Origin of the sequence: Streptomyces sp. CC228A, from assembly GCF_021390935.1 — a bacterium.
Taxonomy (GTDB): Bacteria; Actinomycetota; Actinomycetes; order Streptomycetales; family Streptomycetaceae; genus Streptomyces.
The window spans coordinates 111,065-126,515 of record NZ_JAJPUI010000013.1 but is presented as its reverse complement, the minus strand read 5'-3'; the positions used below and the strand labels follow the sequence as shown (position 1 = coordinate 126,515).

Annotated in this window: 10 protein-coding genes and 2 pseudogenes; 4 read left to right on the top strand and 8 right to left on the bottom strand. The window is 75.7% G+C overall.

Annotation, left to right across the window (positions count from 1 at the left end; all coding sequences use genetic code 11):
- Positions 1–1,061 (top strand): annotated as a pseudogene (locus tag L6E17_RS28430) (tetratricopeptide repeat protein); the annotation flags it as partial.
- 74 nt (positions 1,062–1,135) lie between these two features.
- Here L6E17_RS28430 and L6E17_RS28425 read toward each other — a convergent pair.
- The 5 genes and pseudogenes from L6E17_RS28425 to paaK all read right to left on the bottom strand — a co-directional run bounded on the left by L6E17_RS28425 (position 1,136) and on the right by paaK (position 6,023).
- Positions 1,136–1,309: a hypothetical protein gene (locus L6E17_RS28425; protein ID WP_175500053.1), complete on the bottom strand. Its 174-nt coding sequence runs from the start codon at positions 1,307–1,309 to the stop codon at positions 1,136–1,138.
- A 227-nt stretch (positions 1,310–1,536) separates the two neighbouring features.
- Complete coding sequence (locus tag L6E17_RS28420; protein ID WP_236243517.1) at positions 1,537–1,734, bottom strand: antitoxin; 198 nt, start codon at positions 1,732–1,734, stop codon at positions 1,537–1,539.
- On the bottom strand, positions 1,725–2,681 hold the full coding sequence (locus L6E17_RS28415) for an arylamine N-acetyltransferase (protein WP_236243516.1): 957 nt from the start codon (positions 2,679–2,681) through the stop codon (positions 1,725–1,727). The genes L6E17_RS28420 and L6E17_RS28415 overlap by 10 nt, the downstream gene beginning before the upstream one ends.
- A gap of 99 nt (positions 2,682–2,780) precedes the next feature.
- Positions 2,781–4,560, bottom strand: a pseudogene (locus tag L6E17_RS28410) (serine hydrolase).
- A 173-nt stretch (positions 4,561–4,733) separates the two neighbouring features.
- On the bottom strand, positions 4,734–6,023 hold the full coding sequence (paaK, locus tag L6E17_RS28405; RefSeq protein ID WP_236243515.1) for a phenylacetate--CoA ligase PaaK: 1,290 nt from the start codon (positions 6,021–6,023) through the stop codon (positions 4,734–4,736).
- A gap of 1,021 nt (positions 6,024–7,044) precedes the next feature.
- Between paaK and L6E17_RS28400 the strand changes: the two genes are divergently transcribed.
- Positions 7,045–7,545: a hypothetical protein gene (locus tag L6E17_RS28400; RefSeq protein WP_236243523.1), complete on the top strand. Its 501-nt coding sequence runs from the start codon at positions 7,045–7,047 to the stop codon at positions 7,543–7,545.
- Positions 7,546–7,560: 15 nt separating this feature from the next.
- Entirely contained in the window at positions 7,561–7,953 is a 393-nt protein-coding gene (locus L6E17_RS28395) for an RNA-binding S4 domain-containing protein (RefSeq protein WP_236243514.1), read from the top strand.
- A 184-nt stretch (positions 7,954–8,137) separates the two neighbouring features.
- Here L6E17_RS28395 and L6E17_RS28390 read toward each other — a convergent pair whose 3' ends face one another.
- Both L6E17_RS28390 and L6E17_RS28385 read right to left on the bottom strand, forming a co-directional pair.
- Positions 8,138–10,378 (bottom strand): terpene synthase family protein, encoded by a 2,241-nt coding sequence (locus L6E17_RS28390; protein ID WP_236243513.1) that lies wholly within the window; start codon positions 10,376–10,378, stop codon positions 8,138–8,140.
- Between the two features lie 258 nt (positions 10,379–10,636).
- Entirely contained in the window at positions 10,637–11,752 is a 1,116-nt protein-coding gene (locus tag L6E17_RS28385) for an aminoglycoside phosphotransferase family protein (RefSeq protein WP_236243512.1), read from the bottom strand.
- Between the two features lie 231 nt (positions 11,753–11,983).
- On the opposite strand from L6E17_RS28385, the gene L6E17_RS28380 reads away from it, so the two are divergent.
- Complete coding sequence (locus L6E17_RS28380; RefSeq protein WP_236243511.1) at positions 11,984–13,477, top strand: hypothetical protein; 1,494 nt, start codon at positions 11,984–11,986, stop codon at positions 13,475–13,477.
- Between the two features lie 151 nt (positions 13,478–13,628).
- Here the strand turns inward: L6E17_RS28380 and L6E17_RS28375 are convergent, their stop codons facing one another.
- Positions 13,629–15,212 carry a PP2C family protein-serine/threonine phosphatase gene (locus L6E17_RS28375; RefSeq protein WP_236243510.1) on the bottom strand — a complete coding sequence of 528 codons (1,584 nt, stop codon included), beginning with the start codon at positions 15,210–15,212 and terminating at the stop codon, positions 13,629–13,631.
- Positions 15,213–15,451: the final 239 nt, after the last annotated feature.

Here is a 15,451-nt window from a genome sequence, read left to right as displayed (position 1 = left end):
GAGGCGGGCGAGGTCCACCGCTCCGTCGCCGCGCAGCGCGCGCACGTCCTCGGCCCCGACCACCCCGACACCCTCGCCAGCCGGTACGAGGTCGCGTCGACCCTCAGCCGCACGGGCCGCACCTCCGACGCGCTCCGCGAGTTCACCGAGGTGGCCGAGGGACGCACCCGGGCCCTCGGCCCCGACCACCCCGACACCCTGAAGGCCCGCCAGGAGGTCGCGTACGTGCTCGGCCGGCTCGGCCGCCACTTCGAAGCGCACCAGGCGTACGCCGACGCCCTCGCCGCCCGCGAGCGCACCGCGGGCCCGGACCACCCCGACACGCTGCGCTGCCGCCACAACCTGGCCTTCACCCTGGGCAGGCTCGGCCGGCTGGAGGAGTCGTACCGCATGGCCTACGGGGTGGCCGCCGCCCGCACCCGGATCCTCGGCCCCGACCACCCCGACACCCTGATCACCCTGTACGAAGTGGCGCACACCCTGGGCCGGTTGGGCCGGTGGACGGACGCGCTGCGCACCTACCGCGAGGTGGCCGCCGCCCGCGGCCGCGCCCTGGGCCCCGAGCACCCGGACACCCTCGCCGCCCGCTACGAGGTCGGCATCAGCCTCGGCAGGCTCGGCCGGGCCCAGGAGGCGCTGGACCTCTTCCGCGACCTCGTGGCGGCCCGCGCCCGCACCGGCGGCCCCGCCCACCCGGAGACCCTGCGGGCCCGGCACGGCTTCGGCGTCAACCTGGGCGGCTCGGCCGCTGGGAGGAGGCGCTCGCCGAAGCCCGCGACGTCGCGGCCGCCCGGGACCGGGCCCTGGGCCCCGACCACCCCGACACCCTGGTCAGCCACCGGGAGGTGGCGGTGTGCCTGGGCTGGCTGGGCCGCTGGCACGAGGCCCTCTCCGGGTACCGGCGCGTCGCCCGCAGCCGCGAACGCCTCCTCGGCCCCGACCACCCCGACACCCTCGCGGGACACCACGACGAGGCCCAGTGCCTGGAGCGACTGGGCCGCCACGACGAGGCGGTGGAGATCTACCGCCGTGCCGCCGCGCCGAGCCGCCGCCACCCGTGACAGCGCTCCGGGCGGACCCCCGGAAAAGGGGGCCCGCCCGGAGCGGTGGTGCGCGCGGTCAGCCGCGCGGCGGCTCAGACGTGCCAGCAGGTGCCGTTGAAGTCCGCCACGTGCACGTCGCCGGCCGACACATGGCCGCCGCTGAACCAGCAGCCGTGGACGTCACCGGTGTGGGCGGCGGCGGGGGCGGCGGCGAGGAAGCCGACAGCGAGCAGACCGGCCAGAGCGATCGAGATACGCCGAAGCATGTTCGTCTCCTTGTGAGTGGGGGTACTCGCCTCGACTCTTCATCAGCTCCCGCCGACCCGCACGCCGGGACGTACGACCGGGTGGTGGCGCCCGTCCCGGCGCGCCGCCCGCTGCACCCTCCGCCGCGCCCTCCGCCGGGCCGGCCGTCGACGCCGCGCGCCGTCCGCCGCACCCTGCGCAGGGCCGCCCGTCGGTGCCGCGCGGCCGTCCGCCGCGCCGGGACCGGTCAGGTCTGCGGCGGTTCCCGACGCGTGTCGGGCTCCTGGCCCAGCTGCTGCCTCAGCTTCTCCTGAGCGGTGTCGACCTGGCTGCTGTACTTGCCCTGGGTCTTCTCGTCGACGAAGTCACCTGCCTTGTCGATCCCCTGGCCGGCCTTCGCCTCGTGGCCCTTCAGCATCTGCTTGAGCTTGTCCATCACGGACATGGGTCATCGTCCTCTCGCCGGGTTCCCCGACCCCCAGTCTCTCCGCCGCGCCCCGCCGCCGCATCCGGGCAGGCCGCCTGCGCCCGCCCGCCGGACGCGTCCCGCTCCCGGTCCCGCCGCGCGAGCCACTCCTCGTGCGCCCGGCTCACCCGCTGCCACAGCGCCGCGCGGTCACCGGCCTCCAGGCCGTCCAGGCGGCGCCGGAACCGGTCCTCCATGGTGCCGAACCACTCCTCGGGCGTGTCGAGTTCCTCCGTCACCGCCCCGGCCGCCTCGATCCGCGTCAGCACCCTGCCGCGCAGGATCCACACCCGCTTCTCGTCCCGCCGCAGCATCGCGAACGTCCTGACGAAACCGGAGTCCGGCGCGGTCGTCAGCCGCACGTGCTCGGCCGCGAAGTCCGCCAGGGCGACCGGCTCCGCGCGGAACTCCATCAGCCGGATGTCGCTGCTGCGCGGCGGGCGAAGGCTCCAGCCGCCCGGCTCCGCGGCCGACCGGTGGAGCCGGTACACGAAGTCCCCCACCGCGTACGTGCCCTCCCGCAGCGGCAGCGGCTCGAACGGCCCGTCACCGAGGCCCGCGTCGACGAACCACTCGGTGCCGCCGACCCGCACGGTGAGGGCCAGATGGTTGCCGGTCGCGCCGCGCCCGTCGGCGTCCGTGTGCACTCCGCCGGTGTGCAGCGAGACGTCGTACCCGAGCGCCTTCAGCAGCGCCGCCAGGGCTCCGTTCAGGTGGAAGCAGTAGCCGCCCTCCCCGGCCGCGAACCGCCGCACCGACTCCTCGGGCGCGATCCCGGGCGGCCTCCCCAGCTGGATGCCGATGTTCTCGTACGGTATGCGGTCCAGATGGGCCCGCTGCAGAGCGAACAGCTCCTCCACGGAAGGCCGTCCCGCCGGTCTCACGCCCAGCCGTGCCAGATATCCGTCGAAACCCTTGAGTGTCATGACCGCCGAGCCTAGCCGCGGCCGCGGCCGGCCCCGCCCGCGGCCGGCCCCGCCCGCTGCCCTGCCGCGCCTTGGAGCCCGACAGGCGGGCGGGGCACGTCAGTCGGCGGACACCGCCCAGCCGTCCGCCGCGATGCGCGCCGCGTCCCCGGGCCGCGCCTCGTCGAACACCACCCGCTCCCCGCCGCCGACGACGCGCAGCCCGTCCACGTACACCCCGCGACCCCTCAACCGCCCCGTCCGCGTGTACCGCCAGCGCAGCCGCACCGCGCCCGCGGGCAGCGCCGCCTCCACCGCGTGCCACACCCGCCCCGACCAGCCCGTCACCACCCCGTCCGGCTGCTCGCGCCGCGCCCCGCCGGCCCGTACGGCCGTGAACGGCACCGCACGCCAGCGCCCCCTGCGCCGCCTCCAGCAGCAGCCGCTCCGCCTCCGGTTCCGTGTCCCACCACAGCGCGCACCGCAGCCGCAGCCCCGGCCCGTCCGCCGCCGGCACCGGGAGCGTCAGCGTCGCCTCCGGGCCGGAACCGGCCGGCAGGCCGGCGCACCACGCGGTACGGCCTGACGGGGGCCGCACCGGCACCGCGCGCGCCAGCCGGTCCGCGACGGCGACCCGCGGCGCGGAACCCGACCGCCAGGTCCGCACGGGATGCACGGAGTTGCCGAGCAGCACCAGGAACGTGTCGCTGCGGCGGTCCAGCACGACGCTCGTGCCGGTGAACCCCGTGTGCCCCGCCGTCTCCGGGCCCGCCATCGCCCCCATGTACCAGCGCTGGTCCAGTTCGAAGCCGAGCCCGTGCGCGTCGCCGGGGAAGGCGCCGTTGAAGTCCCGGAACAGCAGCTCCGCGGAGGCCGGCGCCATGATCCGCGCCCGCCCGTAGCACCCGCCGTTCAGCAGCGTGCGCGCCAGCACCGCCACGTCCCAGGCGCGGGAGAACACCCCTGCGTGCCCGGCGACGCCGCCCCACGCGTAGGCGTTCTCGTCGTGCACCTCGCCCCGCACCATCCCCCGGTCGAGTGCCGACCAGGGCGGCCGGGCGTCCTCCGTGGCGGCGGTCCCCGCCCGCCACGACGCGGGCGGGGCGAACCGGGTGCGCCGCAACCCGAGCGGACCGGTGATCCGCTGCCGCAGCAGCACGTCCAGCGGCCGCCCCGCCACCTCCTCCACCAGGAGCTGGAGCACGATGAGGTTCAGGTCGGAGTAGCGGTACGCCGTGCCCGGCGGGTCCTGCGGCGCCTCCTCCCGCAGCCTCCTCAGCCGCGCCTCCCGGTCCGGCTCCCGGTACAGCGGCAGCCACGCACGCAGGCCCGACGTGTGCGTCAGCAGCTGCCGCACGGTGATCGCGGCCTTCCCGCCGGCCCCGAACCACGGGAGCCGCGCCGCCACCCGCCCCTCCAGCTCCAGCTCCCCCCGCTCCGCCGACTGCACCGCCAGGACCGAGGTGAACACCTTCGTCAGCGACGCCAGGTCGCACACCGTGCCCGGCCGCATGGGCACCCGCCGCTCCGGCGGCAGCTCCACACCCCGCCCGGTCGCCTCGTCGTACCCCGCGTAGCGCACCGCGTATCCGATCGCCCGGTGCAGGGCCACAGTGTCGCCGCGCCCCGCCAGCAGCACGGCCCCCGCGTACCACGGGTGGTCGGGGGAGGGTCCGAGGAACCGCTCCGCGTCCGCGACCATCGCCTCCAGCTGCCCGGGCAGCAGCCCCGCCTCCCGTGCCGGCCCGCACCGCAGCACCGGCCTCCCGCGGCCGCCCTCCCGCATCGGGCCCGCGTGCTCGTCCGCCACCGCCGCACCTCCCCAGCGCAGTCCCAGCGCCGCCAGGGCGCCGCCGACAGCCCGCCGACCGAGCCCTCCGCCCGCCGCCCCGCCGCCCATCCGACGCCCCTTCCGGCACCCCTACCTCGGGCCGGGCAGTGCGCCCGGCCCCGTGCGCCCGCCGCCACGGCAGCGGCGCCCGCCGCGTACACCCCGCCGAGCGGCACCGGTCCCCGTGCCACCGCGAACAGCGGCACGGGCCCGGCCCCGCTCGCCGAGCCGGGCCCGGCCGGCTACCCGGCCCGCAGGTCCACGACCCGCCGGATCTTGCCGACCGACCGCTCCAGCGTCTCCGGGTCCACGACCTCCACCCCCACCGACACGCCGACGCCGTCCTTCACCGCGGCGGCCACCGCCCGCGCGGCCGCCTCCCGGTCGTCCGCCGACGCGTCCGCCCGCGCCTCCACCCGTACCGCCAGGGCGTCCAGCCGGCCTTCCCGCGTCAGCCGCAGCTGGAAGTGCGGCGCCAGCCCCGGCGTGCGCAGCAGCACCTCCTCGATCTGCGTCGGGAACACGTTCACCCCCCGCACCACCAGCATGTCGTCGCTGCGCCCGGTGACCCTCTCCATCCGGCGGAACACCCGTGCCGTGCCCGGCAGCAGCCGCGTCAGGTCCCGCGTCCGGTAGCGCACCACCGGCATGGCCTCTTTGGTCAGCGAGGTGAACACCAGCTCCCCCCGCTCGCCGTCCGGCAGCACCTCACCGGTCACCGGGTCCACGACCTCGGGGTAGAAGTGGTCCTCCCAGACGTGCAGCCCGTCCTTGGTCTCCACGCACTCCTGCGCCACGCCGGGCCCCATCACCTCCGACAGTCCGTAGATGTCGACGGCGTCGAGCGCGCACCGCTCCTCGATCTCCCGCCGCATCCCCTCGGTCCACGGCTCGGCACCGAACAGGCCCACCCGCAGCGATGTCGACCGCGGGTCGACGCCCTGCCGCTCGAACTCGTCCAGCAGCGTCAGCATGTACGAAGGCGTCACCATGATCACCTCCGGTCGGAGGTCCAGGACCAGCCGCACCTGGCGGGCCGTCATCCCGCCCGAGGCCGGCACCACCGTGCACCCGAGCCGCTCCGCACCCGCGTGCGCCCCCAGCCCGCCCGTGAACAGGCCGTATCCGTACGCCACATGCACGACGTGGCCGGGACGGACGCCCGCGGCGCGCAGCGACCGCGCCACCACGTCGGCCCACACGTCCAGGTCCCGCTCCGTGTAGCCGACCACCGTCGGCTGCCCGGTCGTCCCGCTGGACGCGTGGATCCGCCGGACCCGCGACCGGTCCACCGCGAACATCCCGAACGGGTACTGCTCCCGCAGGTCCGCCTTGGTGGTGAACGGGAACCGGCCGAGGTCGGCCAGGCTGCGGCAGTCCTCGGGCCGCAGGCCCGCCGCATCGAACGACCGCCGGTGGAAAGGGACGTTCGCGTACGCGTGCCGCAGTGTCGCCCGGACCCTCTCCAGCTGGAGCGCCGCCAGCTCCGGACGCTCCAGCCGCTCCCCGTCGTCGAGCCCGTCCAGCACCATCCGCCTCCGCCTTCCCGTCCACCCCCCGGTGCCTCACCGGGCGTACCCCATCTCCCTACCCGCTCCCGTGCGGGAACGGACCCCCGACGCAAGGCGTGAACCGAGCGGCCGAGGCCGGGCCCCGCAGCACCGGCGGGACGCCACCCGCCGCCCGCCGCCCCCTGGCCGCCCTCCGGCGGGTCCGCCGCCCGCCGCCCGCTGGCCGTCCTCCGGCAGGTCCGCCGCCCGCCGACCGCCTCCGCCCGGCCGTTGTCCGGCAGGTCCGCCGCCCGCTGGCCGTCCTCGGCGGGTCCGCCGTCCACCACCCCCGGCCGTCCTCCGGCGGGCGCCGGGAAGCACCGTCCCCGCCCTCCTCCGGCGGCCCTGGCCCCTGCTCCATCCCCCTGGCCCCGGCGCAGTCCCCCGCGAGCCGGCGCCGGGCCGGGCACCCGCCGATCCGCGTCGGCAACGGCACCCGCACTCCTCGCCCAAGCCCTGCGCGGGCCTCCCGCGGCACTCGACCGCAGCCGGCGGTGCGCGGCCGCCGCGGGCCCGCGGCCCGCCGCCGCCCTGCCGACCTCAGCGTTCACCGGCGGCCCACAGCAGGGGCCGCCCCACAGCGGGCGCCGCCCCACCTCCCGCCTCCCACCGCCCCACCTCCCATCGTGCCGCCGCCCCGCCGCCCCGCCGCCCCGCCGCGCCGACATCCCGCCCCTTCGCCCACCCCCGCCGGTCCGGGGTCCCCGGTCGGTGGCCCACCGTGCCACCGCCGCCCGCCGTCGCGGTGCCGAGTCAGGCCGCCGCGCCGCGGCCCGTTCCCGCGGCCGCCGCACGGCACCGCGCAACCCCCGCCACAGCCGCCCCACTTGCCCCCGAGCGGTCGCCCGTACCGGTGAAACCGCCGCCTCCCGGCACACCCCGCGCGCGCCCGCCCGCCCCGGGACCGCCTCCGCCGGCGCCGCCGCCGCGCCCGCCCCTCCCGGCCGCGCGGCCTCCCCGCCCCGCTCGCCGCGCCGCACCCCCGGCCACGTACCATGGCACCATGTCGTTCCTCCGCCGCCGCAGCCCCGCCACCCCCGCGGGCCCGGACTTCGACGTCCTGGCCATGGACCCCGGCGACTGGCCCGGCAACCTCGGTGCCGGTCTGCTCCCCGCCCCCGACGGCAGCTGCCAGGGCGTCTTCCTGCGCTACGACCTGTTCGGCGGCCGCGGCCCCGCGATGATCATCGGCAACCTGCCGGAGGGCTCCCCGGCCCGCGACCTGGCCGAGGGGCAGATCCCCTTCGAGGTGGCCCAGCTCCTCGCGGCCCTGGAGCGGGACGACCACGTCGAGGTCGCCGAGACCGAGGACGTCCCGGTCATGCAGGGCGACAACCTGCTCATCGTGCGCCGCCTCAAGCTCACCGAGAGCCGCATCTCCTGCGTCCAGTTCGACCGCAGCGACAACGTCCTGGTGACCATCGCCAGCTGGGACCGCCCCATCACCGACGACCTGTACGCGCTGCTCAAGCCGCTCCCCGCGGAACTCTTCCAGCAGGGCTGACGTTCACCGGACACCATGGCAGCAACCCCTGAGACCTCCGCGACCGTACGCGTCGACAGCTGGATCTGGGCCGTGCGGCTCACCAAGACCCGTTCGCAGGCCGCCACGGCCTGCCGCGCCGGGCACGTCAAGGTCAACGGCGACCGCGCCAAACCCGCCCAGCACGTGAAGCCGGGCGACGAGGTGCGCGTCTTCCACGCGGGACGCGAGCGCATCGTCGAGGTGCGGCAGCCGCTCGCCAAGCGCGTCGGCGCCCCCGCAGCCGCCGAGGCGTACACGGACCGCACCCCGGCCCCGCCGCCCCGCGAGCACGTGGCCCTCGCCGCCGTCCGCGACCGCGGAGCGGGCCGTCCCACCAAGCGCGAGCGCCGCGAACTGGACCAGCTCCGCGGCGCCCGCCGCCCCTGAGAGACGTACCGGCGGCCCGTCTCCGGTCCGCCGGTACGTTCCTCCACGACGGGGAGCACACGGTGCGGGGCCTGCGCCCGCGCCGCGCCCCCGCGCGGCCGTACCGCCGCCCGCATCCGCCACCGGCGGGCCTGGGCCGACATGAAGCCCGCCGCCGGGCCTCGCCTCCTCCCCTTCCTCCGCGCTACCGCGCCGCCGCGGCCGGCCGGGGCGTCAGGCGGGCCGCCGACGTCCCCAGGCCCGTCGGACCGTTCAGCGACGGCACCGAAGGCACCGCCGCCCCGGTCTCCTCCGCCCGGTGCCGCAGCAGCACCGCCTCGTCGTACCGCTCGACGTGCCGGTGCCAGTGCAGGATGCCGGCCATCCAGTCCTGCAACTCCTTGACGTACCCGTCCAGCACCTCCCGTGTCCCCGCGTCCAGGCCGTGGTCCTCGTACAGCACGGGGAACTCGTGGGCGGCGACGTGCCGGAACTGCCGCAGCCGCGCGTGCATCAGGTCGGCGGTGATGTCCACCGCCGTCGGGTAGTCCACGTCGAAGAAGTTCTGCACCACGAGGCAGCAGTTGTGGACCTCGCCTTCGAACTCGATCTCCTTCTGGTACGAGAAGAGGTCGTTCATCAGCGTCGCGAAGTCCACGGCCGCGTTCTCCAGCGCCCGCACCGGACCGCTCCGCCAGATCTCCGGCGGCACCCGGTTGCCGCGCCCGATCCGGCCCAGCGCCATCGTCATGTCGGCACCGAAGGTCGCCCGGCGCATCTCGATGTAGTCCACCGGATCGGGGACGCGGCCCTGCGCCACGTTCGCCAGCTCCCACGCCCAGCTCGCGATCATGACCTCCACGGCGTCGCGGAACGCCCCCCGGTCCCGGTCGCTCATCGGTCCGGCCGTCCGCCGCCACAGGTCCGCCAGGCCCCGCTCCAGGGCGTTGGCGGGCTCCGGCACGGCACCGTGCGCCGCGTCGAGCGGCATGAACAGTTTCAGCCGGTCGTTCTGCGCCCGCGCCCCCGCCACGTCCCGCGGCCGCCCGTACAGCACCGGGTACAGGTCGTCGCCGTAGGTGCCCCAGGCCAGCCACTGCGATGCCAGGTCCAGCTCCTCCGAGCCGGCGCCCGGGTGCAGGCCCGCCGCGCACAGCGGCAGGTCGAAGCCCACGAGCTTCCGCTCGTGCCACACCCCCGACTGGGGCAGGCCGGGCTGCGGCTCCAGGAGGCCCATGTCCCGGCACCACGCCACACAGGCCGCCCGCGCCCGTTCCAGGTGCGGGTTCAGCGTCAGCGCGAACGGCATCTCGACCGGCGGCACCAGGGACGGCCCGACCCGCTCGTACGGCCGGTGCGAAAAGCCGCGCCACCGCGCCTTCTCCGCGCGGCGCGGCAGCCGCAGCGAGGCGGCCGCCATGCCGAAGCCGCCGCCGCCCGGGACACCCCGCAGCGCCCCCTCGTTCATGTACCGGCTGGAGCGCAGGTGCCACTCGTGGCCGCCCGACTGCCAGTCCTGGAGGCCCTTCGCGTACGCCAGGACGGCGGCGGCCTCGTCCGGGCCCAGGCCCTTCTCCGCGCACAGTGCCGGCACCTCGGTGAGCGCCGTGTGCTCGAACTGCTGGAGCCGCGACGTCAGCAGGTCGTTGACCGCGTCGGCCGCCTCCTGCGTGGAGCAGCCGAGGAACCGCTCCAGGACCAGCACGCCGTTGCTGTTCTCCCCCTCGTCCTCCACCTCGCGCTGGTACGAGAACAGGTCGTTGCGCAGGTGCACGGCGTCGGAGAACGTGTCGCGCAGCACCCGCAGCGGCCGCGCGCCCGCCACCCGCTCGGGGACCTCCGCGCCCGCCGCGTACTCGACGAGTCCCGCGGACCACGGGGCGCCGCCCACCTTGCGGCGCATCTCGACGTACTCGACGGGATTGGCGACCCGTCCCTCGTTGATGTTCGACAGCTCCCACAGCGACTCGTTCAGCAGGTGCTCCGTCGCCTCCGCGAACCGCTCCCGCCACGCCGCAGACATCGCGGGCACGGTCCGCCGCCACAGGTCGGCCAGACCCGCCTCCACCGGGTTCTCCGGCGCCGGCACCGGCTCCGCCAGGTCCTTCGGCATGAAGAGCGGCAGCCGGTCCAGGTGCGCCTTGCCGCCCTGCCGGTCCTGGGTGCGCTTGAAGAGCTCCAGGAAGTGGTCGTCGAAGAAGAACACCCACACGTACCAGTCGGTCACCAGCGACAGCGCTTCGGCGTCGCAGTCCGGGTGGGTGTACGCGCACAGCAGCGCGTAGTCGTGGGAGTCGAGGTCGTGCTGCTCCCAGACGCCCGAGCCCTCCAGCATGCCCATCCGCCGCGCCCACGCGCCGGTGTGCGCCCGGGCGGTGTCCACATGCGGGTTGAGCCGCGCCGGGTACGGCACGTAGAACTCGGGGAGTACGAACGGCTGTGCCATGCGTGTCCATGCCTTTCGGTGTACGAAGCGCCCCGGGCGTGCAGCGGCCCGCGGCGTACGGCGCCAGCCCTACCCCCGCCCGCGCGCCCCACGCGCCCCCGCGCCGTTCGTCAGATGAACGAGTGCACGCCCCGCCATCCGTTCGAATGCGCCCCGTGCGCGCCCCGCGGCGTCCGCCCCCGCACATGCCGACGCGCCGTGCACCAGGTGCCCACGGCACCCGATGCACGGCGCGTCGCCCGTGCCGCCCGCCTACGCTCAGCGCGTGCCGACGGCCGCCCGTACGGCTCTGCGCGCCAACGCGATGTCGTCGTGCAGCCGCCGCAGCAGCAGCCGCTGCTCCTCACCGGGCGCGACGGCCCCGGGCTGCAGGGGGACCGAGCCGGCCGGCGGAGCCTCCCGTATGGTCCGCTGCACCGCCGTCTCGTACGTCCGTATCTCCCGCGTCAGCACCAGCATCAGGTTCACCAGGAACGCGTCCCGCGCCGCAGGTCCGTTCGCCTGCGCGTGCTGACTGATCTGCCGCCGCGCCACCGGCGCGTCACCCAGCACCGTCCACAGCGTCGCCAGGTCGTACCCCGGCAGGTACCAGCCCGCGTGCTCCCAGTCGACGAGCACCGGGCCGGCCGGCGACAGCAGCATGTTCGACAGCAGCGCGTCGCCGTGGCAGAACTGCCCCAGACCGTGCCGCCCCTGACCCTGCGCCAGCCCGTGCAGCAGCTTCTGCAGGTCGTCGCGGTCCCGGTCGGTGAAGAGCCCCAGCTCGTGGAAGCGGGCGATCCGCGAGGGGTAGTCCAGGGGCGCGCCGAACGTGCCGGCCGGCGGCCGCCACGCGTTGAGCCGGGCGATCGCGCCGAGCACCGCGCGGATGTCCGCCCGCGGCGGCGCCTCCACCGGGTGGCGGCTCAGCGCGGCCGCCCGCCCCGGCATGCGCTCCATGACCAGCACGCAGTTGTCCGGGTCCGCCGCGATCAGCCGCGGCGCCCGCACCGGCGGCCGGTGCCGGACGAACGTGCGGTACGCGGTGATCTCGTGCCGGAACCGCTCGACCCACGCGGGGGAGTGGTCCAGTAAACACTTCGCGACGGCGGTGGTCCGGCCGGTCGTGCCGATCAGCAGCACCGAGCGTCCGCTGCGCCGCATCACCTGCACCGGGTTGAACTCCGGGCAGATGCGGTGGACCGCCCCGATGGCCTTGCGGAGCTGGGCCCCCTGCGGGCCCGACAGGTCGATCCTGCCGCTGAGCGGTCCGGTCGCCGCCCCCGCCCACCGCCTGGCGCGCCCCACCGCGGCGGGGTCCAGGTACGGTCCGCCGCCGACCGGCGCGGTACGGGGACGGGGCGGGGCGGACACGGAGGACGATGCTGTGTACATGGGCGAGACAGATCCCTTCGCGTGCCGACGACTCCGTACGCTCCCCCGTCCCGCCGCCTGCCGACACCCTGGGGAATGAGGGCCGTCGTCGGGACGGGGTGGCGCTTTCCTACCTGACACCGGGCTGCGGGTGGCTAAACAGCTTGCGCACCCTGGCGAACCCTGGCGAATAGTCGCCACCCCCCTGGCGGAGGGCTACTGTCAACTCAGCCGAGAACCTGGGGGCTTGACGTGACAGGACAACCCAACACCCGCCTCTCCGACCTCTTCGGACTGTCCGGCTGGTCGAAAGGCGAACTCGCGCGGCTGGTGAACCGGCAGGCGGCGGCCATGGGCCACCCGCAGCTGGCCACCGACACCTCGCGGGTGCGGCGCTGGATCGACATGGGGGAGATCCCCCGGGATCCGGTACCGAAGGTGCTGGCAGCCCTGTTCACCGAGCGACTCGGCCGTGTCGTGACCATCGAGGACCTCGGGTTCGTACGACGCGGGCGCGCCGGGAAACGGCGGGACGTCAGGAGCACCGACAACCCTGACGGGCTGCCCTGGGCGCCCGACCGTATGGCCGCGGTCCTCACCGAATTCACGGGAATGGACCTCATGCTCAACCGACGCGGCTTGGTGACCGCAGGCGCCGCGATCACCGGTGGCTCCGTCATCACCGGCGCTCTCCACGACTGGTTCCGCACCGACACCCCGCACCAGAAGCCCCCCCACGCCCGCACCGAGGCCCTGCACGCCGAACCCGTCGGCTTCGACCGCTACGAGGCGGCCCCGATCGGCTGGCAGGAGATCGACGAGCTGGAGACCTCCGTCGAGGTGTTCCGCCGCTGGGACGCCGCCAAGGGCGGCGGGCTCCAGCGCAAGGCCGTCGTCGGCCAGCTCAACGAGGTGGGCGGCATGCTCGCCTACCGCCACCCCGACGCCATCCAGCGGCGCCTGTGGGGCGTCGCCGCCAACCTCGCTGTCCTCGCCGGCTGGATGTCCCACGACGTCGGCCTGGAGCCGACCGCCCAGAAGTACTTCCTCATCGCCGCTCACGCGGCCCGCGAAGGGGGCGACCGGCCCCGCGCCGGCGAGGCGCTGTCCCGCGCCGCCCGCCAGATGGTGCACCTGGGCCGCCCCGACGAGGCCCTCGACCTGATGAAACTGGCCCGCGCCGGCGCCGGCGCGGAGATCCTGCCGCGCACACAGGCGATGCTCCACACCATCGAGGCGTGGGCGCAGGCGGCCCTCGGCCGCGGTCAGGCCATGCGGCGCACCCTGGGCGAGGCCGAGGACCTGTTCGTCGCGCACCGCAACGACGAGGCCCTGCCGAACTGGATGCAGACGTTCAAGGACGAGGACCTGTACGGGATGCAGGCGCTCGCCTACCGCACCCTCGCCGAGCACGACCCGAACGCCGCCAAGCAGGCCCAGTACTACGCGCAGAAGGCCCTGGACCTGCGGGTCGACGGCCGGGAACGCTCCAAGATCTTCGACAACCTGTCCATGGCGTCGGCCTGCTTCATCGCGGACGACCCCGAGCAGGCGGACCGCTACGCCCGGCTCGCGCTGAACTCGATGAGCGCGAACTCGTCGCAGCGCACCTGGGACCGGCTGCGCGAGATGTACCGGCTCACCGCCCGCTACGCGAACTACACGAAGATCGACGACCTGCGCGACGAGATCCTCGTCTCCATGCCGAAGGAGCAGGTGAAGAAGCTCGGCACGAAGCAGGCGTAGCCGCGGGCGGGCCGTCCCACTTGCCAGTCCGCCCGTCTCCCCGTACCCGCACCCGCCGGACGGCGGGCGACGAGCACCCAGGCCACGGCACCCGCAGGCCCGTCCCACGCACCCCGCCGCAGCGCCGTCCCCCCGCGCCCGCGGCGCACCCCTATCCGGGCAGGCCGCCCACCCTGGCGACCACCGCACACCCGCCGGCGACCCCCGCACGGCCGCCGAGTTCCTCCACCACCGCGCGCACGCAGTCCTGCGCGTCACGCGCCCTGGCGAACCGCTTCCCCAGCCCGAGCAGCCTCTCCACCGGGGCGTCCGCGTCCGGCCCGCCGGTGTGCAGGAGCAGCACGTCGCCGGGCGCCAGCCGCACCTCGGCCTCGGCGTAGGCGCCACCGGACGCGGTCGCGCCCAGCAGGGCGCCTTCGGGCCGCGGCAGCACGCGCCCGCGCCCGTCGCGGAACAGCAGCGGGGCGGGGTGGCCGGCCTGCGCCCAGCGCAGCGTCCGGGTCGCCGGCTCGTAGCGGCAGCAGACAGCGCCGCCCGGGGCGGGCTGCGCCGCGGAGTCGATGAGGGCGTTCAGATGGCCCAGGAGCGCTCCGGGGTGGAACCCGGCGACCGCCAGCCCGCGCAGTGCGCCCAGCAGCATCGCCATCGCGGAGGCCGCCGGCACCCCCTGGCCCGGCAGGTCCCCGGCCGTCAGCAGGGCGTCACCGTCCGGCAGCTCCAGCGCGTCGTACCAGCCGGAGCCGTGCCGTTCCCCGGTGCGGGACGGCAGGTGGTGGCCCGCCACGTCGAGCGCCGCGGGGCCGCCGCCGGCCAGCCTCAGGGGCCCGTGCCACGACGGCAGCACCGCGTCGTGCACGTCCGCCGCCGCCCGGTGCTCGGCCCGCTCCGCCTCCCGGCGGCGGTGCAGCGACTCGCGGGACTCCCGCACCGCGCGCTCACTGCGCCGCAGCTCGCTGACGTCGCGTAAGACCGCCCACATGGAGGCGGTGCAGCCGTCCCCGTCGAGGACGGGTTCGCCCGTCATGTGCACCGTGCGGACCGCTCCGTCGCCGCGCACGATCCGGAACTCCCCGTCCAGGGGCCTGCCGTCGATCAGGCACCCCGTCACCATCTGGGTCAGCAGCGCCTGGTCCTCGACGAACACCAGGGAGGGCAGCTCGTCCAGGGTCATCGCGCCCGCCGCGGGGTCCCGCCCGAGGATGCCGAACAGCTCGTCCGACCAGCTGACCTCGTCGGTCAGCAGGTTCCACTCCGCGCTGCCGACCCGGTGGAGCAGCGACCCGGTCGTCCGCTCCTCCGAGGGGCGCCCGTCGGGGCTGCCGCCCGCGCCGCCGCTGTCCGATTCCGTACGGTCCGTCAGCGCGCCGTCGGCCGGAACACGCGCATCGGGCACGTACGCGGCGCGGCCGGCGGTGGCGTGCGCCTCACGACACGCTCCCCCTGTGCTTCCGTGCGCCGCCCCGCGACCCTCGGGTGCGCCCCCTTCGGGCAGGCCCGCGGGAACCCCGTCCCTGAGCTGCCCCAGGTGCGCGCCGATGTCGTCGAGCTGATGGACCGCCAGGTCGCACAGGGCCCGCTGCCAGCGGCCCCGCGGGTCGTCCTCGTCCGCCGCGGCGTCCCTGCGTACGGCGTCGACCTCTCCGCGCAGCCTGCGGGTCTGCGAGATGAGCGCGTCCACCGCGCCGCGCTCGGGCGGCTGCTGGCTGGGACGGTCCGCGAACAGATGGGACGGCATGTCGTACTCCGGAGGGGCGCGGCGGCCAGGGCCTGGAAGAGCAGGGACCGGCTACGACTGTCGCACAGGCGCGCAGGGCCCGTAAGGGATTTGGCCACACTCGATCCGGTGGTGCTCGCGGCATATGCCAAAGGCCAAGCGGGATCCGGTCACGCTGGCCGGAACAGGCACGACGCCCTCCTGCCCGCCCTCCTCCCGGGCCGATCAGCCCCCACCCGACCCCTGCTCCCCGGTACGAA

Bases quoted from the DNA above. Each gene is read 5' to 3' on its own strand.
- L6E17_RS28425 (WP_175500053.1), bottom strand. From the start codon at position 1,309: ATGCTTCGGCGTATCTCGATCGCTCTGGCCGGTCTGCTCGCTGTCGGC.
- L6E17_RS28420 (WP_236243517.1), bottom strand. From the start codon at position 1,734: ATGTCCGTGATGGACAAGCTCAAGCAGATGCTGAAGGGCCACGAGGCG.
- L6E17_RS28415 (WP_236243516.1), bottom strand. From the start codon at position 2,681: ATGACACTCAAGGGTTTCGACGGATATCTGGCACGGCTGGGCGTGAGA.
- paaK (WP_236243515.1), bottom strand. From the start codon at position 6,023: ATGGTGCTGGACGGGCTCGACGACGGGGAGCGGCTGGAGCGTCCGGAG.
- L6E17_RS28400 (WP_236243523.1), top strand. From the start codon at position 7,045: ATGTCGTTCCTCCGCCGCCGCAGCCCCGCCACCCCCGCGGGCCCGGAC.
- L6E17_RS28395 (WP_236243514.1), top strand. From the start codon at position 7,561: ATGGCAGCAACCCCTGAGACCTCCGCGACCGTACGCGTCGACAGCTGG.
- L6E17_RS28390 (WP_236243513.1), bottom strand. From the start codon at position 10,378: ATGGCACAGCCGTTCGTACTCCCCGAGTTCTACGTGCCGTACCCGGCG.
- L6E17_RS28385 (WP_236243512.1), bottom strand. From the start codon at position 11,752: ATGTACACAGCATCGTCCTCCGTGTCCGCCCCGCCCCGTCCCCGTACC.
- L6E17_RS28375 (WP_236243510.1), bottom strand. From the start codon at position 15,212: ATGCCGTCCCATCTGTTCGCGGACCGTCCCAGCCAGCAGCCGCCCGAG.